Origin of the sequence: Rhodanobacter fulvus Jip2 (genome assembly GCF_000264315.1) — a bacterium.
In the GTDB taxonomy this organism is placed as follows: domain Bacteria; phylum Pseudomonadota; class Gammaproteobacteria; order Xanthomonadales; family Rhodanobacteraceae; genus Rhodanobacter; species Rhodanobacter fulvus.
This window is the reverse complement of sequence record NZ_AJXU01000028.1, coordinates 46,022-71,231: the sequence shown is the minus strand read 5'-3', so window position 1 is coordinate 71,231 and position 25,210 is coordinate 46,022. Positions and strand designations below refer to the sequence as shown.

Below are 25,210 nucleotides of genomic sequence, written 5' to 3'. Positions count from 1 at the left end.
GGGCTACTGGTTGGCTGCGATGATCTTGTCGACCACCGCATCGGCGCTGGCCAGTTGGCGGGCAAACACGTCGGTGCGGTAGCCGTGCTCCGGTGCGCCGGCCGTCACCAGGCGGCTGCCTTCGCGCTGGCGCGTGGCCACCGTGACCTTCATCGACAGGCCGAGCTGCAACGGATGCTGCGCCACCTGCTGCGGATCCAGCGCGATGCGGATCGGCACGCGCTGCACCACCTTGATCCAGTTGCCGGTGGCGTTCTGCGCCGGCAGCAACGAGAACACGCTGCCGGTACCGGCGTCCTGGCCGATCACGGTGCCGTGGTAGACCACGTCGTCGCCATAGACGTCCGCTACCAGATCCACCTTCTGGCCGATGCGGATATGCCGCAACTGGGATTCCTTGAAGTTGGCATCCACCCACAGGTGATCCAGCGGCACCACCGACATCAGCGACACGCCCGGATTGATCTTCTGCCCGAGCTGCACGTTGCGCTTGGTCACCATGCCGGTGACCGGCGCGGGCACGTCGGTGCGATAGACGGCTATCCATGCATCACGCACCTGCGAGGCGGCAGCAAGCACGTCGGGGTTGGTGGCGACCGTGGTGCGGCCGATCAGCGCGCTGCTGCCGGCGACCTGCTGGGTGGCCATATCCAGCGCCGCGGTGGCGGCGTGCACCGCGTCTTCGGCGTGCTTTACTTCCTCGCCGGAAATCGCGCCGCTGGCGAGCAGTTCGCGCCGGCGCGCGAGGTCGGCCTTCGCCCGGGACAGCTCGACCTTGCGCAGCGCCACGTTGGCGCGGGTCTGGCCCACATTGGCGTATTGCGCGCGCACCATGCGCACGCTGCGCGCCAGCTGCGCCTCGGCGCGTGAAAGCGCCAGCCGGGCATCGGTGTCGTCGAGCTTGACCAGGTTGCCGCCGGCCTTCACGTAGTCGGTATTGTCCGCGCCGATCGCGGTGACCACGCCGCTGACCTGCGCGGTCACCGCCACCACGTTGCCGCTGACGTAGGCATCCTCGGTGGTCTCGCGGTACTGGCCGGCGAGCATCCACCACAGTGCGGCGCCGATCACCGCGATCGCCACGGCGGCAATACCGAGCCACTGGCCCAGGCGTGAGCGCGGTGGTGGCGCCGACGCCACGGCAACAGCGGGCGGTGTTTGTGCGTCGGTGTTCATGATTTGCTCCCGGAGGCTTGGACATGGGCAACGGAGGTGGCGCCGGGCACGGCGGCGGGCTGATAGCCGCCACCGAGCGCGCGGATCAGGTTCAGCCGCAGCTCGCGCTGGCGCGATTGCAACTGCAGCACTTGCTGCTTCTGCGCCAGTACCTGGCCTTCGGCGGACAACACCTGCAGGTAATTGGCCAGCCCGCTGCGATAGCGCGCCTGGGCCAGCGCATGGGCGTGCTCGGTCAGCCGCAGCGCTTCGTCCTGTTCGTGCACCTGCTGCTGCAGCCACTGCAGCGAAACCAGTTGATCGACCACGTCGTGCACGGCCGCGATCACCGTGGCGTTGTAATGCTCCACCGCCATGTCGTACCCGGCCTGGCGTACGCCGAGGTTGCCGCGCAGGCGGCCGCCGTCGAAGATCGGCAGCGAGAGCGCCGGGCCGATGCCCAGCACGCGGCTGCCGGCATCCAGGAAGTTGTCGAAGCCCCGGCTTTGCAGGCCGACCAGACCGTTCAAGCTGATATTCGGATAGAACTGCGCCTTGGCGACCTTGATGTCCTGGCTGGCGGCCTCGACGCGCCAGCGGTCGGCGACCACGTCGGGCCGTCGACCGATCAGCTCGGCGGGCAGGTTGCTCGGCAAGGTCACCTCGCCCACGTGGGCCAGTTGCGGGCGGTCGATGCGTGTACCCGCATCCGGCCCCTGCCCTTGCAGCGCGGCAAGCTGGTTGTTGATCAGCGCGATGGATTCACCGGTCGCGGCAAGCCGCTCGCGCGTGGCCGGCAAGGCGGCCTCGGCCTGGGTCAGTTCCAGTTGCGAATCGATTTGCGCGGCGACGCGCTTGCGGGTCAGCGCCAGCGTCTGCTCGCGCTGCTTCAGCGTGTCCTGCGCCAGGTCGCGCTGCGCATACGCCAGATCCAGCCGCAGATAGGTGCGCGCCAGCGCCGTGGTCAGCATCAGCCGCGCCGCCTGCAGATCCACATCGGCCGCATGGGCGCGATCGAGCGCCGCGTCCACCGCCGCCCGGTTCTTGCCCCAGAAGTCCAATTCGTAACCCACCCCGAGCGACAACTCGTTGATGGTCTGCCAACTGCCGGCGATCGGCGGCGGCACCGTGCCGTCCTCGCTGAAGCGCTGGCGGGTGCTGCGCAGGGTGGCGTTGGCCTGCGGATACAGCGAGGCACCGACGATTCCCGCCACCGCCTGTGCCTGGCGTACCCGCGCTTCGGCGATACGCAGGCCGGGCTGGCCGCTCAGCGCGGTGTCCATCATCCGGTCGAGTTGCGGATCGCCGAAGCGGGCCCACCAGGCGTCCTGTGGCCAAGCGGCCGGGGAAAGCCTGCTACCCGCCAGGCTTTGGCTCGCCTCCACCCGTGTCGGGTCGATCGCCGTCGCATGCGTATGCAGCCCGCGCATGCTGGCGCACCCGGCCAGCGAGCCTGCCAGCAGCAGCGCCAGCGGCCATGCGCGGGGACGATTGGGGGAAACGTGCGCGTCCATCCTGACAACCTCGGTGCGTGTTGGATAAAACAGCCTAGGCAGATAAATGCCGGTACAAAAGCCTCAGCCGCTGCGTGCGGCGTTTTCCAGGATCTTTTCCAGTGAGGCCTTCAGCGCCGCGGCTTCGCGCTCGTCGAAACCCTGCAGCAGTTCGCCGAAAACCGCCTGCACGTGGCGCCGCGCCTTCGGCACCAGCGCCGCGCTTTGCTCGGTCAGCTCGATCAGGTAGCTGCGCCGGTCATCCGGGTTGGCCACGCGGCGTATCAGGCCCTTCTTCTCGATCCGGTCCAGCAGCCGGGTCATCGCACCGGAGTCGTAACCGAGCACCCGACACAAGTCGCCGATGGTGCTGCCGCGGCCCTTGGCAATCGTGTTGAACACCACGAACTGCGCCGCCGTGATGTCCAGCGGCTGCAGCTCGCGCTCGATCGAACTCCAGATCGCATTGCGCACGCCGGTGATCAGGAAGCCGAGCTCGCCCGTGGACAGCTGCGACTTGATGCTGGCTGGCGTGGTTTTCATTGACCGTCTCCTCGATGACGGCCGCAATTTATCTGCCTAGGCTGTTTCTGTCAAGGCCGAACAATGAAACATGGTGTTGTGTGCTACGCAACGCCAGGGACCTGACCGTGCAGCACATCATCCCGCGGCTGCATCGCCCCGTATGGAATAAAGACGCCGCCGCTGGTTCGAAATCGGCGGGAACGCGGGTTGCCACCCTCCGCGCCCGCACGTACTTCGTGGCCCCTGAAAACGCCTACCGAAACGTGCAATGCAGGGGAAGATCATGCAAGCCGTAACGGCGTCGCCAGATGCAGACTTCGGACAGCCTTTCGAACCGCCCAACGAACCCGGCGCGAAACACCCGAGCCGCCTTGCACACGAGACGATCCCATGCGCACCGACCCATCCATCACCTTGCCGCCCGCCCTCATGAAAGCCGCGCGAGTGCACCGGTTCGGCGCCATCGACGAGATCCGGATCGAGGAAATTCCGCGCCCTGCCCCGGCCCCAGGACAAGTGCTGGTGCGCGTGCAGGCCGCTGGAGTGGGCCCATGGGATGCCTGGGTACGGGCCGGCTTGAGCAAGCTCGGCCAGCCCTTGCCGCTGACCCCGGGTTCGGACATCTCCGGAACGGTGGAAGCCGTGGGCGAAGGCGTCGAAGGTTTTGTCCCCGGTGATGCGGTTTTCGGGGCCACCAATCCCCTGTTCATCGGCGGCTATGCGGAGTTCGCCGTGGCTGAGGCGCGCATGCTGGCGCACAAGCCCGCACGGCTGAACCATGTCGAGGCTGCATCCGTACCTGTAGTGGCTTGCACCGCGTGGCAACTCGTCCATGCGTACGGCAAGGTCGATCACGGCCAGCGTGTGCTGGTGCACGGTGCCGCCGGCAACGTGGGCGCCTACGCAGCGCAGTTCGCGAAGCTTGCCGGCGCTACCGTGATCGGCACCTGCCGCCGCGCGGACACGGCGTTTCTCCAAAGCCTTGGCGTGGACACCCTCATCGATGTGGATGCCGAACGGTTCGAGGACGTGGCGCAGCAGGTGGATGTCGTGCTCGATACCGTGGGCGGCGACACCCTGGAGCGCTCATTTGCCGTCGTGCGCTCCGGTGGCGCGATCGTATCGTCGGTATCCGCGCCCGATCCGCAGCAATCGGCGAGCCACGGCATCCGCGGCGAGTTCTTCTACGTATCGGTGGATACGCCCACCCTGCTGCTCGTCGCCACCTTGCTCGACGCGGGGAAGATCAAGCCCCACGTAGGCGACGTGCTGCCGCTGTCACAGGCGCGCCTGGCGCACGAAATGCTGGAGGGAAAGGCGCACAAGCGCGGGAAGATCGTGCTGACGACTCCATCCTGACGGTGTCGTCGCCCCGATCCAAAGCGCACCGTCGAGTTGCCCAACCACTGCAAAAAGCTGACAACACGTAACCGCACGCATCACCACAATCGGGTTTCAAATGCATGGCTGTGTAGATCGCGGTAACTGGAGCGCTGATCACCGCCACAACGCACCTGCTCACCTGGACGGTAAAAAGGTCCAACCACCGTGGCATCTCTTCTTCCCTGTAGAGCCACCGGAAAAACTGGCATCCCCGACGCCACGGCCTCACGCATCTCCCGCAAGTCGCAGCCCCGGGAACATCGGGCCGGCGAGGACGAACAGCCACACCACCAGCACGAACGGCAGCGTCAGCGCGGGCATGCCCAACGGTTCCAGCGCGGCGGAAACGGCGGCGAACACGATCGCCGTGGCGACGGTGGCCAGCAAGGTGTAGGCGGCCGAGGCCTTGTCCAGCACGAAGAACACGCCGCCCAGCGCGATGGCCGTCAGCACGCTGTTGAAACCGAACGCACCGGAACGGATGGCCGGTTCGGCCGCGCCCATGCCCCACGCCACCAGCAAGCCGGTGAGGGAGCCCAGCAAGGCGATGATGAACACCCGGCGCGAACTGATCAGCAAGCCGATGGCGAACAGCACGCCGGTGATCACACTGCCCTGGAAGAACACCTGCGCGATGCCGTTGAACAGGCCTTCCAGTACCGTCGAGGTGGTCACGATGCCCTCGACGATGGCTGCCGCCCTGGGCAGGCCCGCGGTGGGCAACACATGGGTCGATTGCAACCGACCGAAGCGCGCGCATGCCAGCAGGAAGCACAACGCGGTAAAGACGAATGGCGCGGTGAGTACAGGCATCTTCCAGACGTCGAACAAACGCAGCATCGCCGCCATCAGCACCGTGGTGCAGGCAGCGGCCAGGATCACGTAAGCCCAGGTCAGCGCGTTCGGCTGCAGGAAATAGATCACGGCGATCGCCACCAGCGCACCGTTGAATCCGAACATGCCATCGCGCACCAGTGTCGGCTTCGCGCCGAGCAGGATCGCGGTGAGCGTGCTCACCATCGTGCCGACCAGCACCGCACCACCGAACAGCACCGAGTTGCAGAAGATACCGAGCAGGAACAGCAGGCCCGTGTAGCTGTTGTTCTGCAGCATGACCTGGCCGATGCCGCGCATGACGGTGTCGAGGAAACGCAGCAGGTTCTGCACCGGCTGCTGGCCATCGAGCACCAGACCGGTCGAGGAAAGCCGTACAGGCATGGAGGAAGGTCCGTGGATGGGTTCTCACATCCTAGAGCGGATACCCGCCAACCGCCCCTTCTGTCGCACCCCGCGCGTGACCGCCCTGCCCCCAAACCCGAAACCCCCTGCCCGTTACACGCGGCGACTCCAGCGAGCCGGCGCGTTCGAGGACAGAAAGCCTACGCCACGGCCGCGTCGTCGGATTCGGCATTGGGGTGCGCGTAGTGCCCCAGGCGGGTGGTGACTTCCGGGCTGACGAGATCCACGGAAGCGGTCAAACCGGTCAGCCAGTGATGATCCCGTGCCAGCTTGCGGGCCTCGGTGATGGCTCGCGCCAGGGTGAGGCGATTCATCACGCAGACCTGCCCGCGATGGATGCGCCACATGCCAGCATCATCTTCCCGGATTGCGAACAGGACGGTCATCGACAGGTGCCTCGGTTTGAGTCGAAAGAGTGCCTCGGTCAACGGATACCGTGGATCGCAGGCCTGTCGCCAAAACTGCAGGACAGACGCAAGAGTGCACGAACGGCAAAAGGGTCGATGTCAGCATTCCCTGACAGAGTTGTCAGTTAGCTCTGCGCCAACCTGTCCGTTTCAGGAACTGACGTACACAGTGCATACGTATGCACCTACAGCGCCAGGCAGCCTCCCGCCGACTGGCCCTCATTCTTCAACGACAGGCACCAGCCACCCAGGTTGGCCTGCACCCTCAGCCCGGCAACAGCTCGTCGTGGATATGCAGGCTGCCGGTCAATGTGCGGTGCACCGGGCACCTTTCGGCCACGGCGAGCAGGCGTTCGCGCTGCGCCGGGGTCAGGTCGCCGGTCAGTTTCAGGCGGCGGTAGATGGCCTGCACGCGCGCATCGTCCTGCTCGCAGTGATCGCAATCCCTGGCGTGGTTTCGTTGATGCGAGAGCGTTATTTCGACCTCGTCCAGCGGGATCGATTCGCGGCCGGCCACCATCCGCAGGGTCATCGCGGTGCAGGCGCCGAGCGCGGCCAGCAGCAGGTCGTAAGGTGTGGGGCCGGCGTCGTCACCGCCGACGTCGCGCGGTTCGTCCGCGATCAGCTGGTGATGCCGCGCGTCGATCGCCACGGCAAGGCCGGAGGCGTTGTTGGCGACGCGTACCGTGCCGGGTTCGAGTGCTCCCGCGGCCGGCGCGGGTTCCAGGAAACGATCGGCCCAGCAGGCGATCATGCGCGCCGCGTAGCGCGCGTCGGCCTCTTTCGACAACAGGTGGCCGGCCTGGCCGAGGCTGAGGAAGGTCTTGGGGTGGCGGGCCGCTTCGAACAACCGGCGCGCATGGTCGATGCCGACGACGGTGTCGCCCGGCGCGTGGGCGATCAGGATGGGGTGATGCAGCTGCTTCACCGCGGCAAGCACATCGGCTTCGCGCGCCGAGCGCACGAAGGCGGCGCTCAACGGAAAGCGGCGGCCCGCGATGGATACTTCGCCCCTGCCCTGCGCCTCGATCGCCTGCAGGTCGCCGTCGATGCTGTCCAGCACATGGCTGACGTCGGAAGGCGCGCCGATGGTGGCCACCACGCGCGTCGACGGAATACGCGCCGCCGCCGCGAGTACGGCCGCGCCGCCCAGGCTGTGGCCGATCAGCAACTGCGGCGCACCGATGGTGGCGGCCAAATGTTCCGACGCGTCGATCAGGTCATCCACGTCGCCGGGAAAACCCACGCTGGCGAAATCGCCCTCGCTCGAGCCCAGCCCGGTGAAATCGAAACGCAATGTGGCAATGCCCAGCCGTGCCAGCTCGTCGGTGATCCTCACCGCGGCCAGGCTGGCGCGGGTGCAGGTGAAGCAGTGCGCGAACAACGCCACCGCGCGAACCGGGCCCACCGGCTGCACGACGGTGCCGCTCAGCACATGCCCGGAACGGGTGGTGAAGCTGCTGTCGGTGCGGGACATGGGCGATCTCCTTGGGTTGAGGGCCGGCAGAGCGCTGCGCCGTTTCGGCAGGGGCAACCACCCCCTGGTTGTGTGTGCGCCATGGGTTGCGCCAACCATCATCCTAACGTGCAATGGCCGCCTCACACGGCTTCTGATGGGATGGCATCTGCAGCAACGAAGGTTGATGACACAACCCCAACGACCGGGCGAGCAAACTGGCTGGCCCACTGACCGAGGAGCGACTCATGAGCAATTCCAGCAACCCACCCCGGAACGGTTCGCCCGCCACCGGCTCGACCACCGGCACGGGCGCACCCGCGGTCAGCGATCGCAACTCGCTGACGCTGGGGCCCGACGGTCCGATTCTGCTGCATGACGTGCACCTGCTGGAGCAGCTGGCCCACTTCAACCGCGAGAAGGTTCCCGAACGGCAACCGCATGCCAAGGGTGCGGGCGCGTTCGGCGTGCTGGAAATCACCGAGGATGTCTCGCGCTACACCCGCGCGGCGCTGTTCCAGAAAAGTGCGAAGACCGACATGCTGGCGCGCTTCTCCACCGTGGCCGGCGAATCGGGCAGCCCGGATACCTGGCGCGACGTGCGCGGCTTCTCGCTGAAGTTCTACACCGACGAGGGCAACTACGATCTGGTCGGCAACAACACGCCGATCTTCTTCCTGCGTGACCCGATCAAGTTTCCCCATTTCATCCGCAGCCAGAAGCGACTGCCGGACTCCGGCCTGCGCGACAACCACATGCAGTGGGACTTCTGGACCAGCAACCCCGAAAGCGCGCACCAGGTCACCTACGTCATGGGCGAACGCGGCCTGCCGCGCACGTGGCGGCACATGAACGGTTACGGCTCGCATACCTACATGTGGATCAACGCCGCCGGCGAGAAGTTCTGGGTGAAGTACCACTTCCACACACGTCAGGGCATGGCGTTTTTCGACAATGCCGAAGCCGCCGCGATGGCCGGAACGGACGCGGACTTCCACCGCCGCGACCTGTTCGAGGCCATCGCCCGCGGCGAGCATCCCGCGTGGGATCTATCGGTGCAGGTGATGCCGTATGCCGAGGCAAAAAACTACCGCTTCAATCCGTTCGACCTGACCAAGGTGTGGCCGCACAAGGATTACCCGCTGATCAAGGTCGGCACGATGACGTTGAACCGCAACCCCGACAACTTCTTCGCGCAGATCGAGCAGGCGGCATTTTCCCCCGGCAACACGGTGCCGGGCATCGGCCTGTCGCCGGACAAGATGCTGCTCGGCCGTGCATTCGCCTACGCCGACGCACAGCGCCACCGCATCGGCACCAACTTCCACCAGCTGCCGGTGAACCAGCCCAAGGTGCCGGTGAACAGCTACATGTTCGATGGCCAGATGGCGTACCACCATCAGGGCAATGCGCCGGTATACGCACCCAACAGCGGCGGCCACAGCTGGTCGGACCAGACCGGCCCGGTGGCTGATGGCTGGGAGGCGGATGGTGAGATGACCCGCAGTGCCTACACCCTGCATGCGCAGGACGACGACTTTGGCCAGCCCGGTACGCTGGTTCGTGAGGTGTGGAACGACGCCCAGCGCGCGCAGTTCGTGGAACAGGTCGCCGGCAGCCTGCTTGGCGGCGTGCGCAGCCCCGTGCTGGAGCGTGCATTCGATTACTGGAAACACGTCGACAGCGACATCGGTCAGCGGATCGAAGCCCGGGTGAAAGCCGGCAGCGCGCCGGAGCCGGTCCAGGGCATGGGCGACGGCTGACGTTGCCAGCGCGGCACGACGACCGCCGGAAATGAACCGGGCGGTCGTCGGCGCCGTGCTTCATGGTCGAGGAACGCACCGATCGTCGGCCTGCTCACGCCCAACCGGCCTGTGAACCGTGGCAGCTTTGACACTTCGCACACCTTTTGTTGAACGGGGCCAGTGCAATCTCTGCGGACACGACGCGGTCGATCGACCCCGCGCTTTTAGCGAAGCAGCCAGGAGAAAGCATGAACGTTCAGAGCATCATGACGCCCCGTCCACGCGTGTGTTCCGCCGGCGTCCCGCTGGCCCATGCCGCCCGGCTGATGCTGGAGCAGGACGTGGGCGAGATCCCGGTCACGGACGACGAGATGCGGCCGATCGGCGTGATCACCGATCGCGACATCGTGCTGCGCTGCGTGGCCGTGGGTGGCAGCGCGCAGGACGTGACCGTCGACAGTTGCATGACGGCGCCGGCGCAGACGGTTCGCGACGACGCCACGCTGGAGGAATGCGCCCAATTGATGGCCAGGCACCGCATTCGCCGGGTGCCCATCGTCGATGCGAATGGCGCCATCTGCGGCATCGTGGCCCAGGCCGATCTCGAGGCCACCGACGCACGCTCACTCAAGCAGCAGGTCGCCGAACGCGTTTCCACGCCGCATTGAGGGCGCGACCGATCCACAGCCTTGCGCGGCGCAACCGATGCCGCACAGGGCACCACGCGCGCGCTTGCCATTCCGGCCGCGCGCGTGCCTTCGCCGCGTGCCTTCGCGTTGAGGGCTTGATCCTCCCGTAACCGTCGGGGCGCCATTCGCGGCCCTGCGTAGTCAACCATCCGCCCACTTCGCCAGGATCCCGCCCATGGGCTTTACCGCATGGTCTGCGTTGATCGGCGGCTTGTTGTTGCTGATGTCGCTGGCCTCCGGGTGGATTCACCGGTTGCCGGTGACCTCGTTCAGCCTCTACCTGCTGGCCGGCATCATCGCCGGTCCGTGGGTGCTGGACCTGATGGACGTGGATTTTGCCGAGCACGCCCTGAGCACGGCGCGACTGACCGAGATGGCGTTGGTCATCTCGCTGTTTCTGACCGGCCTGAAACTGCGTGTGGGTTTTCATGGAGCGATGTGGCGCACGGCGGCGCGGCTGGCGTTGCCGGCGATGGTGTTGACGGTGTTGGGCCTGTGCGCGGTGGCGCATGGAGTGTTCGGCTTCCCATGGCCGTTGGCGTTGTTGCTGGGTGCCATCGCGGCGCCGACCGACCCCGTGCTTGCCAGCATGGTGGCCGTCGACGATGCGCGCGACAAGGATGCCTTGCGGCTCGCGCTTTCGGGCGAGGCCGGGCTGAACGACGGCACGGCGCTGCCATTTCTGGCGCTTGCGTTGTTGATGATGCCCGGCCCGGTTTCGAGCGCGGATGTCGCGTCGTGGGCGTGGCGCGATTTCGCCTGGTCGCTGCTGGGCGGCCTGGGCATCGGGTTTGCCCTGGGCCGGGCGACAGGGCTGTTGGGCGTGAGGCTGAAAGCCACCAGCAAGGACACCGCGCCCAGCGACTTCCTGGCGCTGGGATTGATGGCGCTGGCCTATGCCGCCGCCCAGGCGGTGTCCGCATCCAGCTTTCTCGCGGCCTTTGCCGCGGGCCTGGGTTTGCGCCACGCCGAACTGCGCGTGGTCGCGCAGCATCCACACCCGCGCCTGGGGCAAGCTGGCGAACCGCTTGAGCATCCACCCGCGGAGATGCTCGTGAACCCGAATCGGGTCGGCCCGGACGACATCAGCCACCCGGCCACATCGGCGGGCCTGGTGGTGTCCGACGCGCTGTCGTTCGGCACCACCCTCGAGCGACTGATGGCTGCCGCGCTGGTACTGCTGCTGGGGGCCGCGTTTGCCCGCTACTGGCACATGGCGGGCATGACGTTGGCGCTGGTGCTGTTTGTGGGTGTGCGTCCGCTGTCGGTCTACCTGTCGACGATCGGCAGCGGCATACCGCTGCGACGGCGGCTGCTGATCGGCTGGCTCGGCGTGCGCGGCATCGGCAGCCTGAACTACCTGGCTTTCGCGATGACCTGCGGGCTCGATGGCGATGATGCCGCGCTGGTCTCCCATTTCGCGATAACGACCGTCGTGCTCAGCATCATCGTCCACGGCATTTCCACGCCGCCGCTGCTGGCATGGCGCCAGCGACGCATCGAGCGCACCGGCAGGAATCGGCATCGGCCTCCGGACCACTGATGTCGCCAAAGTCCCCGCCCGGTGCGATAACGGCGGACGCATTCCGTGGCAGCAAGCAAATGGAGCGCGCCGCCGCCTCGCGTCATGTCCGGTCGACGAAAAGATCACGCCTCCTTGCCCCGACGTGGGTTTTGCTTGGACGGCCATCTCCAAGGAGAGCGAAATGTCCCGTCGGTTCCTCGCCACACTCGCCGCCAGCGCCTTGGCGCCTGGTTTTGTCTGCGCCGCCTCCGCACGGCCGCACTCCGTGAATGCGACCGACAGCAACTTCATGATCCGCGCCACCGCTGATGGCATCGCCGAAGTGCAGATGGCCCAGAAGCTCACGGGCGAATCTTCCATGAACGATGCCACCGGCCAATGAGGACGCTTCCATGAATGCCACCGCCAACCAGCAATGCGCCCATCCCGCCTGCCGCTGCACCGTACCGAAGGGTGAAGCGTATTGCAGCGAACACTGCCGCAAGCGGGTGGAATCCCCGTTGTCCGACGAGCCCGACGATTGCCGCTGCGGACATCCGGCCTGCAACGACAGCGGTACGGCGGGTTCCCGATAGCGATCGCCGCATCCTGGGCGGGGAGGTATCGGCACCTCTCTTTGCGAAGTGCCGAGATCGAGGCTTGTCGTCACGCTGGGCGGCCATTGGCAGCGGTCGAGAGCGGGAGGGACTCCGATCTGAACGGTGGCTCGAGAGCGGCACGCCGCTTCCAAAGTCGAGGGTGTGTCACCGCGAGGGACGCAAGCCTGGGAGGGGCAGCATTCCGATGAAGATTTTTTTCCGATGCGCGTTTGCCACCGCTTTGTCGCTGGCGCTTGCGGCGGGCGCCTGGGGCGCCCAGCCTGGGAGCGCCCAGCCTGATCCGCAACGCACCCGTGCCTATATCGATCATGCGTGGAGCACGCTGACGCGCTCGATGGACGACTGCGCCTCGCTGGCGGACAGCAAGATCGCCAGCCATCCCGTGCTGTACCTGCCGGCGAACGTACCGACACCGCCGAAGGTTGCCCGGCTGAAGCAGCCATGCGGCGTCGATGTGCGCAAGCTGCCGCGTCCGATCACCGAACTGGCCGGCCTCTCGCCCACCCGATTGGACGTCCAGGGTTTGCTGTATCTGCCCCATCCCTACGTGGTGCCGGGTGGTTTCTTCAACGAGATGTACGGCTGGGACAGCTATTTCATCGTGCTGGGCCTGCTGGCCGATCACCGCCCTGCCCTGGCGCGCGGCATGGTCGACAATTTCCTGTTCGAGGTGGCGCATTACGGCGCCGTGCTCAACGCCAATCGAACCTATTACCTCACCCGTTCGCAACCTCCGTTCCTGGGCGCGATGATCCGCGCCCTGCTGGATGACCCCGCCGCTTTCCGCAACCGCGCCGAGGCGCAGGCATGGCTGCGGCATGCCTACCCGCTGGCGGTCAGGGACCATGACATCTGGCTGCGCAAGGAGCATCGCGCCGGCGACACCGGCCTGGCCCGCTATTTCGACCTGGGTGGCGCACGACCGGTGCAGGAGATTCCCGACAGCGACTATCTGGTCACGGCCATCGATTGGCTGCTGGCGCACCCGTCGATTCACCGCGATTACCTGGTCAAGGCGCCCGAGCATCCTGACGCGGCCGAGGCCGCGCACCTGAAAACCGTCAGCTGCGACGTGCAGGCCTCGGCCGTATGCGCCGCGGCGTGGTCCAACGGCTACCGCCTCAGCGCGGATTTCTACCTGGGCGACCGCGCCATGCGCGAATCCGGCTTCGACACCAGTTTCCGCTTCGGCCCGTTTGGCGGGTCCACCCATCACTACGCGCCGGTGGGATTGAACAGCCTGCTCTACCGCTACGAGCGCGACCTGCACGATTTCGCGGCGCGGCTCGATCTCGATGACGACGCGCAGCGCTGGGCCAGCGCCGCCGATGCGCGGCGACGCGCGATCGACACCTACCTGTGGCGCGCCGACCGCGGGATGTACATGGACTACGACTTCGTCAACAAGACGTCATCGAACTACGCCTACCTGACCACCTTCTATCCGCTATGGGCCGGCGCCGCGTCGCCGCGGCAAGCCGAGGCGGTACGCGCGAAGCTGCCGGTGTTCGAACACATGGGCGGGTTGGCGATGAGCGATCACGTCAGCGGCGCGCAATGGGATGCGCCGTTCGGCTGGGCACCCACCAACTGGCTGGCCGTGGCCGGCCTCGATGCCTACGGTTTCCACACCGACGCACGGCGGATCGCCCGCGCGTTCACCGCCACCATCGACCGCAGCCTGGCCGCCGACGGCACCATCCGCGAGAAATACAACATGGTCAGCGGCAACGCCGACGTGAAGATCAGCGCCGGCTACAAGGACAACGTCATCGGCTTCGGCTGGACCAATGGCGTGTACCTGAAGTTGCAGCAGTTGTTGCACGCTGCGCAACCCGACCACGAGCGGCGCGCGGGCTACGCGGTTCATTGATCGTGCTGTGGATTGAAGAGCATCGCGGCTGAAGCCGCTCCCGCAAGTCAGTCGCGGCTGGGAATCTTCAGGCCACGCTGCACCGCCGGGCGTTCCAGCGCCCGATTGAGCCAGCGCCCGACGCTGGCAAACGCGTCGTAACCGACCAGCTCGCGCGCCTCGTAGAAGGTGATCAGGTTGTTGACCCAGCCGACGGTGGCGATGTCGGCAATGCTGTAGTCATCCCCCATGATCCAGTCACGGCCGTCCAGACGTCCATTCAATACGCCGAGAAGCCGCTTCGATTCGTCCACGTAGCGCCGCAGCGGACGCTTGTCGGCGTACTCCTTGCCGGCGAACTTGTTGAAGAAACCGACTTGGCCGAACATCGGGCCGATCGACGCCATCTGGAAAAACACCCACTGGATCGTGTGCCAGCGCTGGGCCGGATCGGTGGAGATGAACTTGCCCGTCTTGTCGGCCAGGTACATCAGGATGGCGCCGGACTCGAACAACGCCAGCGGTTCGCCGCGCGGCCCATCGGGGTCGATGATCGCGGGGATCTTGCCGTTGGGGTTCAGCGAAAGAAACTCCGGCGTGTGGCTTTCGTTGCGGGTGATATCGACCAGGTGCGGCTCGTACGGCAGGCCCGTCTCCTCCAGCATGATCGACGCCTTTACGCCGTTGGGCGTATTGAGCGAATACAGCTGGATCCGATCAGGATGCTGCGCCGGCCAGCGCTGGGCGATCGGAAAGCGGGAAAGGTCTGACATGGTTGCTCCTTGGGTAGCAGCCCGCGAGCCTGTGCACGGCGAGCCTGAAGATCGGGCAATCGTAACGTCAACATGCAGCAAGACGCAGCGAGGCCCGAACAAGCCCCGCTTCGCCTTGCAAATCCGTTGCGCAAGGCCTGCCTTACGGACTGGTTCGCGCCGGTGGCGGGACGTTATCCATGCCTGCGGTCGTCGCCGGTGGCGGATAGGTCGGGGCTGTCGATGCGTTGGCCGGTGGCATCGCGGGAGCCGCCGGGGCGGTCGGTGGATAAGCCGTCGCCGCGGTGCCGGGCACTGTGTCGGAAGTGTTCGCGGTGTCGTCGTGTTTGCCACAGGCCGACAGCGCCACCGTGGACGCAACGACCAACCCTGCAACGATCACAATTTTCATGGGAATTCCTCGGTGCAAGAAGGTGCGAGCGCGGCAATCACGATAGTCACAGCTCACGTTCCACGGCAAAACCATGACACCGCGCCCGCGCCGCAGAACCTAACCGCCTGCTTGTTGCGGTCGCGGCTGCGCGGCATGAAGAGGCTTTCACGCATTCAATACACGGGTATCCACCGATCACAACGCCGTTCGCCGCAACCGCAGCGCGTTGCTCACCACCGATACCGAACTCAAGCTCATGGCCAGCGCCGCGAACATCGGTGACAACACGATACCGAACCACGGATACAGCACGCCCGCCGCCACGGGCACGCCGACGGCGTTGTAGACGAAGGCGAAAAACAGGTTCTGGTGGATGTTGCGCACGGTGGCCTGCGACAGCGCACGAGCCCGCACGATCGCACCCAGCTCGCCTTTCACCAGCGTGACGCCGGCACTTTCCATCGCCACGTCGGTGCCGCTGCCCATGGCGATGCCGATGTCCGCAGCAGCCAGCGCGGGCGCATCGTTGATGCCGTCACCGGCCATCGCCACGCGGCGACCCTCGGCACGCAATGCGTTCACCACTTCAGCCTTGCGGGCGGGTGAGACCTCGGCGTGAACTTCGTCGATACCCAGCTCGCGCGCCACCTTCTGCGCGGTGGTGGCGCTGTCGCCGGTCAGCATGACCAGATGCAAGCCGGCGGCGTGCAATGCATTGATTGCCGCGGGCGTATCGGGCTTGATGCGATCGGCCACCGCCAGCAAGGCGGTGAGTTCGCCGTCGATGGCCAGAAACATCACCGTGGCGCCGACGGCGCGCAGTGTTTCGGCGTGGACCATCGCGCGTTCGTCCACCGCGATGCGCAACTCGGTCATGAGTTTTGCGTTGCCGAGCGCGGCGGCATGACCGACCGCCGACAGGTCGGCCCCGGCAACCACGGCGCTGACGCCACGGCCGGTCAGCGAGCGGAAATCCGTAACCTTGAGTACCGGCGCGTTCTCGCCGTCCGCCGCCATCACGATCGCCCGCGCCAGCGGGTGTTCGCTGGGACGCTCCAGCGCCGCCGCCATCGCCAACAGTTGTTCGCGCGACCGTCCAGACAGACTCACCAGCTCGGTCAGCACGGGCTTGCCCAGCGTCAGGGTGCCGGTCTTGTCCACCACCAGCGTGTCGATATCGCGCAGGGTTTCGATGGCGCCGGCGTCCTTGAACAGCACGCCGTGCTGCGCACCGCGACCGCTGGCGACCATGATCGAGATCGGCGTGGCCAGCCCCAATGCGCAAGGGCACGCGATGATCAACACGGACACCGCCGCGATCAGCGCATGGGTCAATGCCGGCGCGGGCCCGACAACCGCCCACGCGATAAACGCCAGCACCGCGACCGCCACCACCGCCGGCACGAACCACGCCGCCACACGATCCGCCACACGCTGCAACAGTGCCTTGCTGCGCTGCGCCTGCGCCACCAGCGCCACGATCTGCGCCAGCATGGTGTCGCTGCCGATCCGCTGCGCGCGCATCGTCAGGCCGCCATCCTGGTTGACCGTGCCACCGACCAGCGAATCACCCGCCGCCTTGACCGCCGGCATCGGCTCGCCTGTGAGCATGGATTCGTCGACGTGGCTTTCGCCCTCCAGCACCACGCCGTCCACCGGTATTTTCTCGCCCGGACGCACGCGCAGCACGTCGCCCACTTGCAGCGCGTCCAGCGGCACGTCGCTTTCGCTGCCGTCGCCGGCAATCCGTCGCGCGCTTTTCGGCGCCAATCCCAGCAAGGCCTTCAGGGCCGCGCCCGTGCGCCGCCGTGCACGCAACTCCAGAAAATCGCCCAGGGTCACCAGGGTGATGATCACCGCCGCCGATTCGAAATACACCGCCACTCGGCCGTGCACATCACGGAAACCGGCCGGAAACAGGCCCGGCCACAGAAATGCCACGACGCTGTAGACCCACGCCACGCCCGTACCCAGCGCGATCAGCGTGTACATGTTCGGATGCCATGGCTTCAGCGAATGCCACCCACGCCGGAAGAACGGCGCCCCGCCCCACAGCACCACCACCGTCGCCAGCACGGCCTCGATCCAGCCTGCGATACCGGCCCACGGCGACGGCAGATGCCAACCGAACAGATGCGGCCCCATCGCCAGCGCGAATACGGGCAAGGTCAGCGCCAGCAGCGTCCAGAACCGTCGTGCCATGGCGTTCAGCTCACCCGCGTCGTCCTCGTCCAGGTTCGGCATCATCGGCTCCAGCGCCATGCCGCACTTGGGACATTCGCCCGGGCCGACCTGCCGCACTTCCGGATGCATCGGGCAGGTGTAGATCGTGCCCGCGGGCGCCGCGACGGGAGCCACTTTCTCTTCCAGGTACGCCGACGGATCAGCCACGAACTTCTCGCGGCAGCGGGCCGCGCAGAAGTAATACGTATGGCCCTCGTGTTCGGCGTGATGTTTGGCCGTCGCCGGGTCGACGGACATACCGCAGACCGGATCCTTCACCGCAGCAGCCGCTGCGCCACCACAACATGACGCACTCATGCCTTCACCTCGTCATCAGCCAACGCACGCAGGATCGGGCAGTCCTCGGGTTTGCCGTGCCCCGGGCACGACGCCACCAGTTGCGCCAGGCCGTCGCGCACGCGTTGCAGTTCGACAATGCGCTGCTCGATCGCGGCCAACCGCTGCTGCGCCCGCCGCTTCACCGCTTTCACGCCGCGCTGGCGATCCGCCGACAACGCCAGCAACTCGCGAATCTCCTCCAGCGTAAAACCCAGATCCTTGGCACGCCGGATAAAGCGCAATTGCGCGACCGCACTCTCGTCATAACTGCGATAACCCGACGCGCGCCGCTGCGGCTCGGGCAACAGCCCTTCGCGCTCGTAATAGCGGATGGTGTCGATCGCCACGCCGACGCGCTTGGCGACGGCACCGATAGTCAGGGAAGCAGGCTGGATGTTCATGCGGCATAGTCTAGACCCTTGATCAAGGTCAAGAGTCAAGCGAAGTCAAGGCGACAGATCGAAAGCGCTTGCTTCAAAGCCACATCAAACCGAAAAGCATCGCGGCTGAAGCCGCTCCCACAGATAGTCCAGGCAGGAGCAAGAGCATCGCGCCCATGGTGCGTTCCTGCTGTCGCTCGTGGGATGTGGGCTGAACGCCGATCAGCGGCCGAAGATGATTTCCTGGCCTTCGTGTTCGCGGTCCCAGCCGCGCAGTTCGTCGCGGATGTGGGCGACGCGCTGGCGGCCGAGTGCGTTGCGTTCCTCGTCCAGCACCTGGCCATCGAGCAGTTCGGCCAGTCGTTGCGCGGTAGGCAGCATGGCGTCCCACGCGTCGAGTGCGGACAGCGGTGCCGGCAGGGTCATGAAAAAGCTGACGCCCAGCGTGCGCACGCTGTCGAGTCGGGCCAGGTCGAAATTGCCTGGCTTCAACATGTTGGCGACGCTGAAGATCGGCCCCAGCTCGCGCTTGCCGTCCACCAGGCGGTGATAGATGCCCATGTCGCCGTACTCGAGACCGGCTTTTTCGGCGGCAACCACCAGGTCGGAGCCGTTGAAATGGCCGCCATCGCGGGCCACCACGAACAACGTCACGATGCGCTCCACCGGGAACTGGGCTGGGCGCTTGCCCAACTCGGAGCGTGGCGGCGGCGGCGGTGCAACGGCGGCTGGCGGCGGCACGGGTGCGCTGGCAATCGGCGCTGCTGGCGCAGGTGTGATGGAAGCTTCGACGGCTGGTTCCGGCGCCGCGGCTTCATCGCGCGAGCTGGGCGCGCGCAGCACATCGACGATGGATGCCACGTGGTCGGCCAGCTTCGGCTTCGGCTGCGGTTTTGATACCGGCGTGGCGGAGGTGCGTTCGCCGGACAGCGTGGCGCCCAGCCGTTCAAGTTCCTCGCGCAGGCCGATGTCGAGTTCGCCCTGCTGCGCTTCCGAACCGCGTGGTCCGGAGATGTTGAACGCAGGATCGAAGGCGGCATCGTCGGCCAGGCTGGGCTCGCGCCGCTCGCCGGGATTCGGGTGGCTGGACGCGCGTCGTGCGCCGGGCTCCTTCTTCGGCTGACCGAACAGCCAGATCAGCGCCAGCACGATCAGACCCACGATCAGCATGGGAATGCCGACGGCGGGATTCCAGGCAAAGGCGAGCACGGGTTGCAGCGTCATCATGATGTCCTCAGGCGGCCCCCGCCAGTTTAGCTGCTTCAGCCAGATCGACCTGTACCAGACGCGACACGCCCGGCTCGCGCATGGTCACGCCGCACAATTGGCTGGCCGCTTCCATGGTGGCCTTGTTGTGGCTGATGAAGATGAACTGCACCTTCTCGCTCATCTCGCGCACCATGGCGGAGAAGCGGCCCACGTTGGCCTCGTCCAGCGGCGCGTCTACCTCGTCGAGCAGGCAGAACGGCGCAGGGTTGAGGCCGAAGATGGAAAACACCAGCGCCACCGCGGTGAGCGCCTTCTCGCCGCCGGAAAGCAGCGAGATGTTGGACGGCCGCTTGCCGGGCGGGCGCGCCATGATCGACACGCCGGTATTGAGCAGGTCGTCGCCGGTCAGCTCCAGGTACGCATGGCCGCCGCCGAACAGGCGCGGGAACAGCTCCTGCACGCCGGCGTTGACCTTGTCGAAGGTTTCCTTGAAGCGCTGGCGGGTTTCGCGGTCGATCTTCTTGATCGCGCCTTCCAGCGTTTCCATGGCGCTGACCAGGTCGGCCAGCTGGTTGTCGAGGTAGGTCTTGCGCTCGCTCTGCTCGGCATGTTCCTGGATCGCGGCCAGGTTGACCGGCTCGATCCGGGCGATTTTCTGGCCGATGTCGGTGAGCTGCGCGCGCCACTGGTTGGCGTCGATGTCCTCGGCCAGCTCGGCCAGCAGGGTTTCCAGCTCCAGGCCGGACTCGGCGATCGCCTGCGCCAGTTGTTCGGCGCGCAAGTGCAACGCCTGCGCGGCGAGGCGCTTCTCGGACAGGCTTTCGCGCAACGCCGCCAGGCCCTGTTCGGCCAGGTGGCGTTGCTGCTCCAGTTGGCGGAACGCGATGTCGCATTCCTCCAGTGCGCGGCGGGCTTCCACCAGTTGCTTGTCCACCAGCAGGCGCTGGTCGAGGTAGGTCTGGCGCTCGGCTTCGAGTTCGGCGATCGGGTCGGAGCCGGCCGCCAGTTGCTCGTTGATCTGGTCACGACGCGACTCGATCTGGCGCAGCTGCGCGTCCATGCGGCTCAGCGACTGGTCCAGCGAGGCCAGCGATGAGCGCTTGGACTCCAGTGACAGGGCAAGCGAGTGCGACTGGTCGGCGGCTTCGCGCGCGTTCATGCGCGCTTCCTCGCGTGCTTCGAGCAGGGCGCGGCGCTCGTTTTCAAGTTCGCGACGCTGGTCTTCCATGTCGCCCATCAGGCCAACCGATTCGTCCAGCCGGGCGCGGGCGTCGCGGGTCTGGGTTTGCAGCTCTTCGAGCTGGGCCGCCAGGTCGTTCAGTTCGCCGCTGACCTTGTCGGCGCGGGCGCGGGCGGCTTCCAGCTTGCCGCGGTGGCTCTGCAGCTGGCCGGCCAGTTCGGACTGGCGGCGATGCGCGTTGTACAACTCGCGCTGGGCGTCGTCACGGGCGCGCTCGGCTTCGAACTTGCGCGTGCGCAGGTCGTCGAGCTGGCCGGCGGCTTCTTCCAGTTGGCCTTCCAGCAGGGCGATCTGATCAGTGAGCAGGCGCAGGTCGCGCTCGCGCGCCAGCACGCCCACCTGGTTGCCCTGCGCGCGGCGCACGCGCGCCCACTGCGGCGCCAGCCAGTCGCCGTCGCGGGTGATGATGGATTGCTGCGGTGCCAGCGCGCCGACACGGTTGCGCGCTTCGCCCAGGGTTTCGGCCGTCTGTACGTTGGACAGCAACTGCAGGGCCGCCGCGGGGCCGCGCACGCGGGCGGCCAGCGTGCCGTTGGCGCCCTGCCCGCCGTCGACGGCATTGAGCAAGGCAAGATCGGCTTCGCCCAGGCTGTCGAATTCGGACACCAGGCCCAGCGGATCGTCCACCAGCACGCCATCGAGCAGGCCGGCGAGCACGGTTTCGACGGCCGATTCCCAACCGTTATCCACTTGCAGCGCGGCACCGAGGCGGCGCGCCTTGTCCAGACCCAGCCGCGCCAGCCAGCCGCTGGCCGCACTTTCCTCCTGGCCCAGCGCGGCGTTCTGCAGCGCTTCCAGCGAAGCGTGGCGACCACGGGCGGATTGCAGTTGCTGGCGCGCCTCGTTCAGGGCGGACTGCAGCTGGCGCTCTTCCTCCTGCACCTTTTCGTGGCTGGTCTTGTGCTGGTCGAGCAGGCTGCCCAGCGCTTCCACGCGTTCGCGCTGGGTATCGTGCTCGGTATGCAGTTGCTCGCCGGCGGCGTCCAGCGCGGCCACGTCGGTGGCTTTCTGTTCGGTTTCCAGCGCCTCGCGGCGGCGCGACAGGTCGATGGCCTGGCGGTCGAGGTAGTTGAGTTTGGTGCGCTCCACTTCGGCGGCGCGGTTGGACTCGCCGGCGCTGCGCGTGTGGTTGTCCCAGCGCTGCTGCCAGTCGCCCAGTTTTGCCTCGGTGCTGCGCTGGGCCTCGGCGGTGTCGTCCTGCATCTGCTGCAGGGCTTCCAGCTTGGGCTCGCCCTCGGCCAGCGCCATGCGCAGCGTTTCGACCTGCTCGCGATCGGTGGCGATGTGCGCGGCCAGCTCTGCGTGTTCGCGCTCGGCCTCGCCTTGGGCGCGTTGCAGGCGCTCGGCGGTTTCGCGGTTGTGGTGTACCTGCTGCTCGACGCGGGCGATCTCGGCGCCGACCTTGTAGACGTCGGCCTGCACCGCATTGAGATGCTCGCTGGCATCGGTGTGGCGCTCGCGCACGGTTTCCAGTTGCGCCTCGATCTCGCGCTGGCCGGCCAGCTGTTTCTCGATCTCGATTTCGGCCGCGGACAGGCCGGCGCCTTCGCCCTCGTGCTGGCTTTTGAGGCCACGGTATTCGAGCGCGCGAAGTTCGGCTTCCTTGCGCGTCTGCTCCTCCTTCAGCGCTTTCCAGCGTTCGGCGGCGCGGGCCTGGCGATTGAGGTGCTCGAGCTGCTTGTCCACCTCGTCGCGCACGTCGCGCACGCGGTCGAGGTTCTCGCGGGTGGCCTTGATGCGGCTTTCGGTTTCCTTGCGGCGCTCCTTGTACTTGGAGATGCCGGCCGCTTCCTCCAGATGCGTGCGCAACTCTTCCGGGTGCGCCTCGATGATCTGGCTGATCATGCCCTGCTCGATGATCGAGTAGCTGCGCGGGCCCAGGCCGGTGCCCAGGAACAGATCGGTGATGTCGCGCCGGCGGCAGCGCGCGCCGTTGAGGTAGTACGCCGACTGGCCGTCGCGGGTGACCTGGCGCTTCACCGAGATCTCGGCGTACTGGCCGTATTCGCCCTGGATGGTGCCGTCGGCGTTGTCGAAGATCAGCTCGACCGTGGCCTGCCCCACCGGCTTGCGCGAGTTGGAGCCGGAGAAGATCACGTCGGTCAGCGAATCGCCGCGCAACCGGCTGGCCGCGCTTTCGCCCATCACCCAGCGGATCGCATCGATGATGTTGGATTTGCCGCAGCCGTTGGGCCCCACCACGCCGATCATGTTGCTGGGCAGGTGCAGGGTGGTCGGGTCCACGAAGGACTTGAAACCGGCGAGTTTGATCGTGCTCAGGCGCATGCGGTCATCGGTGGATCATCGGGTGGTGCCCATGGCAGCGGGCGACAGGGCACTGTGCCAAACGGTGGCCGCGGCTGCAACGCGTTCCGGCATGCTAAACAGCTTCAAGTATAACTTCTATGTGATTGTTTATTCTGTTTTTGCGTCTATCGACAGCGCATGAATGCCGTTGTCCATCAGCCCTTCAAGCGCCGCATAGATCATCCGGTGACGCTTCAGCGGCAGCTGGCCGGCAAACGCGGCACTGACGATGCGCACGTGGAAATGGCCCTTGCCCTCACCCGCGTGGCCGGCGTGCTTGTGCCCTTCGTCGAGGATTTCCAGCGCGGTCGGGGCGAAGGCCGCCTCCAGCCGCGCGCGGATCTGCGCGATGACCGGCGACCCGTTCATGCCGCCGGCAGCGCCTTGAGGAACGGCTTGACCGAGGTTTCGCGATAGACGCCGGCAGCGATATACGGATCGGCCCCCGCCCATTCCTGCGCCTGCGCCAGCGAGGCGAATTCAGCCACGATCAGGCTGCCACTGAAACCGGCCGGACCCGGCTCGGGCGAGTCGATGGCAGGGAACGGGCCCGCCAGCAGCAAGCGGCCTTCATCCTGCAACTGCTTCAGCCGGGCGATATGGGCCGGGCGCGCGGACTTGCGTCCCGCCAGCGATTCCGGATTGTCAGTGCCGACGATGGCATACCACATGGCGAACTCCCGTTGAGGTTGATGAGATTGAGGCCGCTCCTACACAGGCGCGATGTCAGGCTTCCGGGCGCATGTAGGGGAACAGCAGCACGTCGCGGATCGAGGCCGAATCGGTCAGCAGCATCACCAGCCGGTCGATGCCTATCCCTAAGCCGCCGGTAGGCGGCAGGCCCACTTCCAGCGCGCGGATGTAGTCGGCGTCGAAATGCATGGCCTCGTCGTCGCCGGCGTCCTTGGCATCGACCTGGGCCTGGAAGCGGGCGGCCTGGTCTTCCGGGTCGTTCAACTCGGAGAAGCCATTGGCCAGCTCCTTGCCGTTGACGAACAATTCGAAGCGGTCGGTGATGCCCTTGTCGGTGTCGCTCTCGCGCGCCAGCGGCGACACCTCGACCGGATGGTCGGTGATGAAGGTCGGCTGGATCAACGTGTGCTCGACCGTCTTCTCGAAAATCTCCAGCAGCAACTTGCCCCAGCCGTAACCGGGCTTGACCTGCACACCGACGCGCCTGGCGTGCGCGGCCATCGCCTCGCGGTCGCGCAGCTCCTCGCGCTTGATCTGGGGGTTGAGTTCCAGCACCGCGTCTTCCATGCGCCAGCGGCGGAACGCGGGGCCGACGTCGATGTCGGCGCCGTCCCAGGTCAGCGCGGTGGTGCCCAACACGCTCTGCGCGATGTCGCGGATCAGGCCTTCGGTGAGGTCCATGATCTCGTGGTAGGTGGCGTACGCCTGGTACAGCTCCAGCATGGTGAATTCGGGGTTGTGCCGGGTCGACACGCCCTCGTTGCGGAAGTTGCGGTTGATCTCGTAGACGCGGTCGAAGCCGCCCACGACGAGGCGCTTCAGGTAAAGCTCCGGCGCCACGCGCAGGTACAGGTCCAGGTCCAGCGCGTTGTGATGCGTGGTGAACGGCCGGGCCGTGGCGCCACCGGGGATCATGTGCATCATCGGCGTTTCCACTTCCATGAAGCGGCGCGTGGGCGCTTCCAGCCACTGACGCATGCTGCCGATGATCTTCGAGCGCAGCATGAAGGTGCGGCGCGCTTCCTCGGTGACGATCAGGTCGACGTAGCGCTGGCGATAGCGCTGCTCCACGTCGGCCAGGCCATGGAACTTGTCCGGCAGCGGGCGCAGGCTCTTGGTCAGCAGGCGCAGCTGATCCACCCGCACGGAAAGCTCGCCGGTCTTGGTGCGCATCAACAGGCCTTCGGCGCCCACGATGTCGCCCACATCCCAGCCCTTGAACGCTTCGTACGCCTCGCCCAACATGCCCTGGTGCACGAACAACTGGATGCGGCCGGTCTGGTCCTGCATCTGCACGAAACTGACCTTGCCCTGCCCGCGCTTGAGCAGGATGCGCCCGGCCACCTTCACCCGCCGTGCGAGGGCGTCGATCGCTTCGGCCGTATGGACGTCCTTGTCGGCGAATTCGGCCTGCAGGTCGCCGGCAAAACTGTCGACCCTGAAATCGTTGGGGAACGCGATGCCCTGCGCGCGCAACGCCTTCAGCTTTTCGCGACGCTCGGCGATGAGGCGGTTCTCATCGGGCCGATTTTCATCAGGCTTGTTTTCGTCGGTGATCGGGGTGTCGGTCGGTGCGCTCATGGAAACTCTGTTGCTCCGGGCAGC

22 protein-coding genes are annotated in these 25,210 nt (G+C 66.4%); 7 read left to right on the top strand and 15 right to left on the bottom strand.

Features of this window, described 5'->3' with window-relative positions; genetic code table 11:
- Positions 1 to 3 precede the first annotated feature (3 nt).
- The 3 genes from UU9_RS05670 to UU9_RS05660 form a co-directional block, all read right to left on the bottom strand.
- Positions 4 to 1,176, bottom strand: a complete 1,173-nt coding sequence (locus UU9_RS05670; RefSeq protein ID WP_007080769.1) for an HlyD/EmrA/EmrK family protein — start codon at positions 1,174 to 1,176, stop codon at positions 4 to 6.
- Positions 1,173 to 2,669: an efflux transporter outer membrane subunit gene (locus UU9_RS05665; RefSeq protein WP_007080768.1), complete on the bottom strand. Its 1,497-nt coding sequence runs from the start codon at positions 2,667 to 2,669 to the stop codon at positions 1,173 to 1,175. The genes UU9_RS05670 and UU9_RS05665 overlap by 4 nt, the downstream gene beginning before the upstream one ends.
- Positions 2,670 to 2,732: 63 nt before the next feature.
- A complete protein-coding gene (locus UU9_RS05660; RefSeq protein WP_007080767.1) occupies positions 2,733 to 3,191 on the bottom strand; it encodes a MarR family winged helix-turn-helix transcriptional regulator in 459 nt (152 codons plus the stop codon).
- 372 nt (positions 3,192 to 3,563) lie between these two features.
- Between UU9_RS05660 and UU9_RS05655 the strand changes: the two genes are divergently transcribed.
- Positions 3,564 to 4,532: an NADP-dependent oxidoreductase gene (locus UU9_RS05655; protein WP_007080766.1), complete on the top strand. Its 969-nt coding sequence runs from the start codon at positions 3,564 to 3,566 to the stop codon at positions 4,530 to 4,532.
- A 249-nt stretch (positions 4,533 to 4,781) separates the two neighbouring features.
- Here the strand turns inward: UU9_RS05655 and UU9_RS05650 are convergent, their stop codons facing one another.
- The 3 genes from UU9_RS05650 to UU9_RS05640 form a co-directional block, all read right to left on the bottom strand.
- The gene (locus tag UU9_RS05650) at positions 4,782 to 5,774 is read right to left on the bottom strand and encodes an urea transporter (RefSeq protein ID WP_007080765.1); all 993 of its coding nucleotides are present in this window, start codon (positions 5,772 to 5,774) and stop codon (positions 4,782 to 4,784) included.
- A gap of 161 nt (positions 5,775 to 5,935) precedes the next feature.
- Positions 5,936 to 6,181 (bottom strand): hypothetical protein, encoded by a 246-nt coding sequence (locus UU9_RS05645; protein WP_007080764.1) that lies wholly within the window; start codon positions 6,179 to 6,181, stop codon positions 5,936 to 5,938.
- Between the two features lie 286 nt (positions 6,182 to 6,467).
- On the bottom strand, positions 6,468 to 7,679 hold the full coding sequence (locus UU9_RS05640; protein ID WP_007080763.1) for a bifunctional alpha/beta hydrolase/OsmC family protein: 1,212 nt from the start codon (positions 7,677 to 7,679) through the stop codon (positions 6,468 to 6,470).
- A 227-nt stretch (positions 7,680 to 7,906) separates the two neighbouring features.
- Here UU9_RS05640 and UU9_RS05635 point away from each other — a divergent pair, with 227 nt between their 5' ends.
- From UU9_RS05635 to UU9_RS05620, 6 genes are all read left to right on the top strand, one after another.
- On the top strand, positions 7,907 to 9,421 hold the full coding sequence (locus UU9_RS05635) for a catalase (protein WP_007080762.1): 1,515 nt from the start codon (positions 7,907 to 7,909) through the stop codon (positions 9,419 to 9,421).
- A gap of 230 nt (positions 9,422 to 9,651) precedes the next feature.
- Positions 9,652 to 10,071, top strand: a complete 420-nt coding sequence (locus UU9_RS05630) for a CBS domain-containing protein (protein ID WP_007080761.1) — start codon at positions 9,652 to 9,654, stop codon at positions 10,069 to 10,071.
- 196 nt (positions 10,072 to 10,267) lie between these two features.
- The gene (locus tag UU9_RS05625; RefSeq protein ID WP_007080760.1) at positions 10,268 to 11,635 is read left to right on the top strand and encodes a cation:proton antiporter domain-containing protein; all 1,368 of its coding nucleotides are present in this window, start codon (positions 10,268 to 10,270) and stop codon (positions 11,633 to 11,635) included.
- 163 nt (positions 11,636 to 11,798) lie between these two features.
- On the top strand, positions 11,799 to 11,999 hold the full coding sequence (locus UU9_RS17850; protein ID WP_007080759.1) for a hypothetical protein: 201 nt from the start codon (positions 11,799 to 11,801) through the stop codon (positions 11,997 to 11,999).
- A gap of 10 nt (positions 12,000 to 12,009) precedes the next feature.
- Complete coding sequence (locus UU9_RS17845; RefSeq protein WP_156804205.1) at positions 12,010 to 12,192, top strand: hypothetical protein; 183 nt, start codon at positions 12,010 to 12,012, stop codon at positions 12,190 to 12,192.
- Between the two features lie 208 nt (positions 12,193 to 12,400).
- Positions 12,401 to 14,089 (top strand): trehalase family glycosidase, encoded by a 1,689-nt coding sequence (locus UU9_RS05620; protein ID WP_007080758.1) that lies wholly within the window; start codon positions 12,401 to 12,403, stop codon positions 14,087 to 14,089.
- 47 nt (positions 14,090 to 14,136) lie between these two features.
- Here UU9_RS05620 and UU9_RS05615 read toward each other — a convergent pair whose 3' ends face one another.
- The 9 genes from UU9_RS05615 to lysS form a co-directional block, all read right to left on the bottom strand.
- Entirely contained in the window at positions 14,137 to 14,841 is a 705-nt protein-coding gene (locus UU9_RS05615) for a glutathione S-transferase N-terminal domain-containing protein (RefSeq protein ID WP_007080757.1), read from the bottom strand.
- A 142-nt stretch (positions 14,842 to 14,983) separates the two neighbouring features.
- Positions 14,984 to 15,232, bottom strand: coding sequence for a hypothetical protein (locus UU9_RS17840; RefSeq protein WP_156804204.1), 249 nt, complete (start codon positions 15,230 to 15,232; stop codon positions 14,984 to 14,986).
- A 177-nt stretch (positions 15,233 to 15,409) separates the two neighbouring features.
- On the bottom strand, positions 15,410 to 17,755 hold the full coding sequence (locus UU9_RS05610) for a heavy metal translocating P-type ATPase (RefSeq protein WP_050982393.1): 2,346 nt from the start codon (positions 17,753 to 17,755) through the stop codon (positions 15,410 to 15,412).
- Complete coding sequence (locus tag UU9_RS05605; RefSeq protein ID WP_007080755.1) at positions 17,752 to 18,177, bottom strand: heavy metal-responsive transcriptional regulator; 426 nt, start codon at positions 18,175 to 18,177, stop codon at positions 17,752 to 17,754. Before UU9_RS05605 ends, UU9_RS05610 begins: the two co-directional genes overlap by 4 nt.
- A 201-nt stretch (positions 18,178 to 18,378) precedes the next feature.
- A complete protein-coding gene (zipA, locus tag UU9_RS05600; RefSeq protein WP_007080754.1) occupies positions 18,379 to 19,380 on the bottom strand; it encodes a cell division protein ZipA in 1,002 nt (333 codons plus the stop codon).
- A gap of 10 nt (positions 19,381 to 19,390) precedes the next feature.
- Complete coding sequence (smc, locus tag UU9_RS05595; RefSeq protein WP_007080753.1) at positions 19,391 to 22,891, bottom strand: chromosome segregation protein SMC; 3,501 nt, start codon at positions 22,889 to 22,891, stop codon at positions 19,391 to 19,393.
- 129 nt (positions 22,892 to 23,020) lie between these two features.
- Entirely contained in the window at positions 23,021 to 23,281 is a 261-nt protein-coding gene (locus tag UU9_RS05590) for a BolA family protein (protein WP_007080752.1), read from the bottom strand.
- Complete coding sequence (locus UU9_RS05585; RefSeq protein ID WP_007080751.1) at positions 23,278 to 23,583, bottom strand: YciI family protein; 306 nt, start codon at positions 23,581 to 23,583, stop codon at positions 23,278 to 23,280. The genes UU9_RS05590 and UU9_RS05585 overlap by 4 nt, the downstream gene beginning before the upstream one ends.
- A 55-nt stretch (positions 23,584 to 23,638) precedes the next feature.
- On the bottom strand, positions 23,639 to 25,186 hold the full coding sequence (lysS, locus tag UU9_RS05580; RefSeq protein WP_007080750.1) for a lysine--tRNA ligase: 1,548 nt from the start codon (positions 25,184 to 25,186) through the stop codon (positions 23,639 to 23,641).
- Between the last annotated feature and the right edge of the window lie 24 nt (positions 25,187 to 25,210).

Excerpts from the sequence above, each read along its gene's own strand:
- UU9_RS05670 (WP_007080769.1), bottom strand. The coding sequence starts at position 1,176 with ATGAACACCGACGCACAAACACCGCCCGCTGTTGCCGTGGCGTCGGCG.
- UU9_RS05665 (WP_007080768.1), bottom strand. The coding sequence starts at position 2,669 with ATGGACGCGCACGTTTCCCCCAATCGTCCCCGCGCATGGCCGCTGGCG.
- UU9_RS05660 (WP_007080767.1), bottom strand. The coding sequence starts at position 3,191 with ATGAAAACCACGCCAGCCAGCATCAAGTCGCAGCTGTCCACGGGCGAG.
- UU9_RS05655 (WP_007080766.1), top strand. The coding sequence starts at position 3,564 with ATGCGCACCGACCCATCCATCACCTTGCCGCCCGCCCTCATGAAAGCC.
- UU9_RS05650 (WP_007080765.1), bottom strand. The coding sequence starts at position 5,774 with ATGCCTGTACGGCTTTCCTCGACCGGTCTGGTGCTCGATGGCCAGCAG.
- UU9_RS05645 (WP_007080764.1), bottom strand. The coding sequence starts at position 6,181 with ATGACCGTCCTGTTCGCAATCCGGGAAGATGATGCTGGCATGTGGCGC.
- UU9_RS05640 (WP_007080763.1), bottom strand. The coding sequence starts at position 7,679 with ATGTCCCGCACCGACAGCAGCTTCACCACCCGTTCCGGGCATGTGCTG.
- UU9_RS05635 (WP_007080762.1), top strand. The coding sequence starts at position 7,907 with ATGAGCAATTCCAGCAACCCACCCCGGAACGGTTCGCCCGCCACCGGC.
- UU9_RS05630 (WP_007080761.1), top strand. The coding sequence starts at position 9,652 with ATGAACGTTCAGAGCATCATGACGCCCCGTCCACGCGTGTGTTCCGCC.
- UU9_RS05625 (WP_007080760.1), top strand. The coding sequence starts at position 10,268 with ATGGGCTTTACCGCATGGTCTGCGTTGATCGGCGGCTTGTTGTTGCTG.
- UU9_RS17850 (WP_007080759.1), top strand. The coding sequence starts at position 11,799 with ATGTCCCGTCGGTTCCTCGCCACACTCGCCGCCAGCGCCTTGGCGCCT.
- UU9_RS17845 (WP_156804205.1), top strand. The coding sequence starts at position 12,010 with ATGAATGCCACCGCCAACCAGCAATGCGCCCATCCCGCCTGCCGCTGC.
- UU9_RS05620 (WP_007080758.1), top strand. The coding sequence starts at position 12,401 with ATGAAGATTTTTTTCCGATGCGCGTTTGCCACCGCTTTGTCGCTGGCG.
- UU9_RS05615 (WP_007080757.1), bottom strand. The coding sequence starts at position 14,841 with ATGTCAGACCTTTCCCGCTTTCCGATCGCCCAGCGCTGGCCGGCGCAG.
- UU9_RS17840 (WP_156804204.1), bottom strand. The coding sequence starts at position 15,232 with ATGAAAATTGTGATCGTTGCAGGGTTGGTCGTTGCGTCCACGGTGGCG.
- UU9_RS05610 (WP_050982393.1), bottom strand. The coding sequence starts at position 17,755 with ATGAGTGCGTCATGTTGTGGTGGCGCAGCGGCTGCTGCGGTGAAGGAT.
- UU9_RS05605 (WP_007080755.1), bottom strand. The coding sequence starts at position 18,177 with ATGAACATCCAGCCTGCTTCCCTGACTATCGGTGCCGTCGCCAAGCGC.
- zipA (WP_007080754.1), bottom strand. The coding sequence starts at position 19,380 with ATGACGCTGCAACCCGTGCTCGCCTTTGCCTGGAATCCCGCCGTCGGC.
- smc (WP_007080753.1), bottom strand. The coding sequence starts at position 22,891 with ATGCGCCTGAGCACGATCAAACTCGCCGGTTTCAAGTCCTTCGTGGAC.
- UU9_RS05590 (WP_007080752.1), bottom strand. The coding sequence starts at position 23,281 with ATGAACGGGTCGCCGGTCATCGCGCAGATCCGCGCGCGGCTGGAGGCG.
- UU9_RS05585 (WP_007080751.1), bottom strand. The coding sequence starts at position 23,583 with ATGTGGTATGCCATCGTCGGCACTGACAATCCGGAATCGCTGGCGGGA.
- lysS (WP_007080750.1), bottom strand. The coding sequence starts at position 25,186 with ATGAGCGCACCGACCGACACCCCGATCACCGACGAAAACAAGCCTGAT.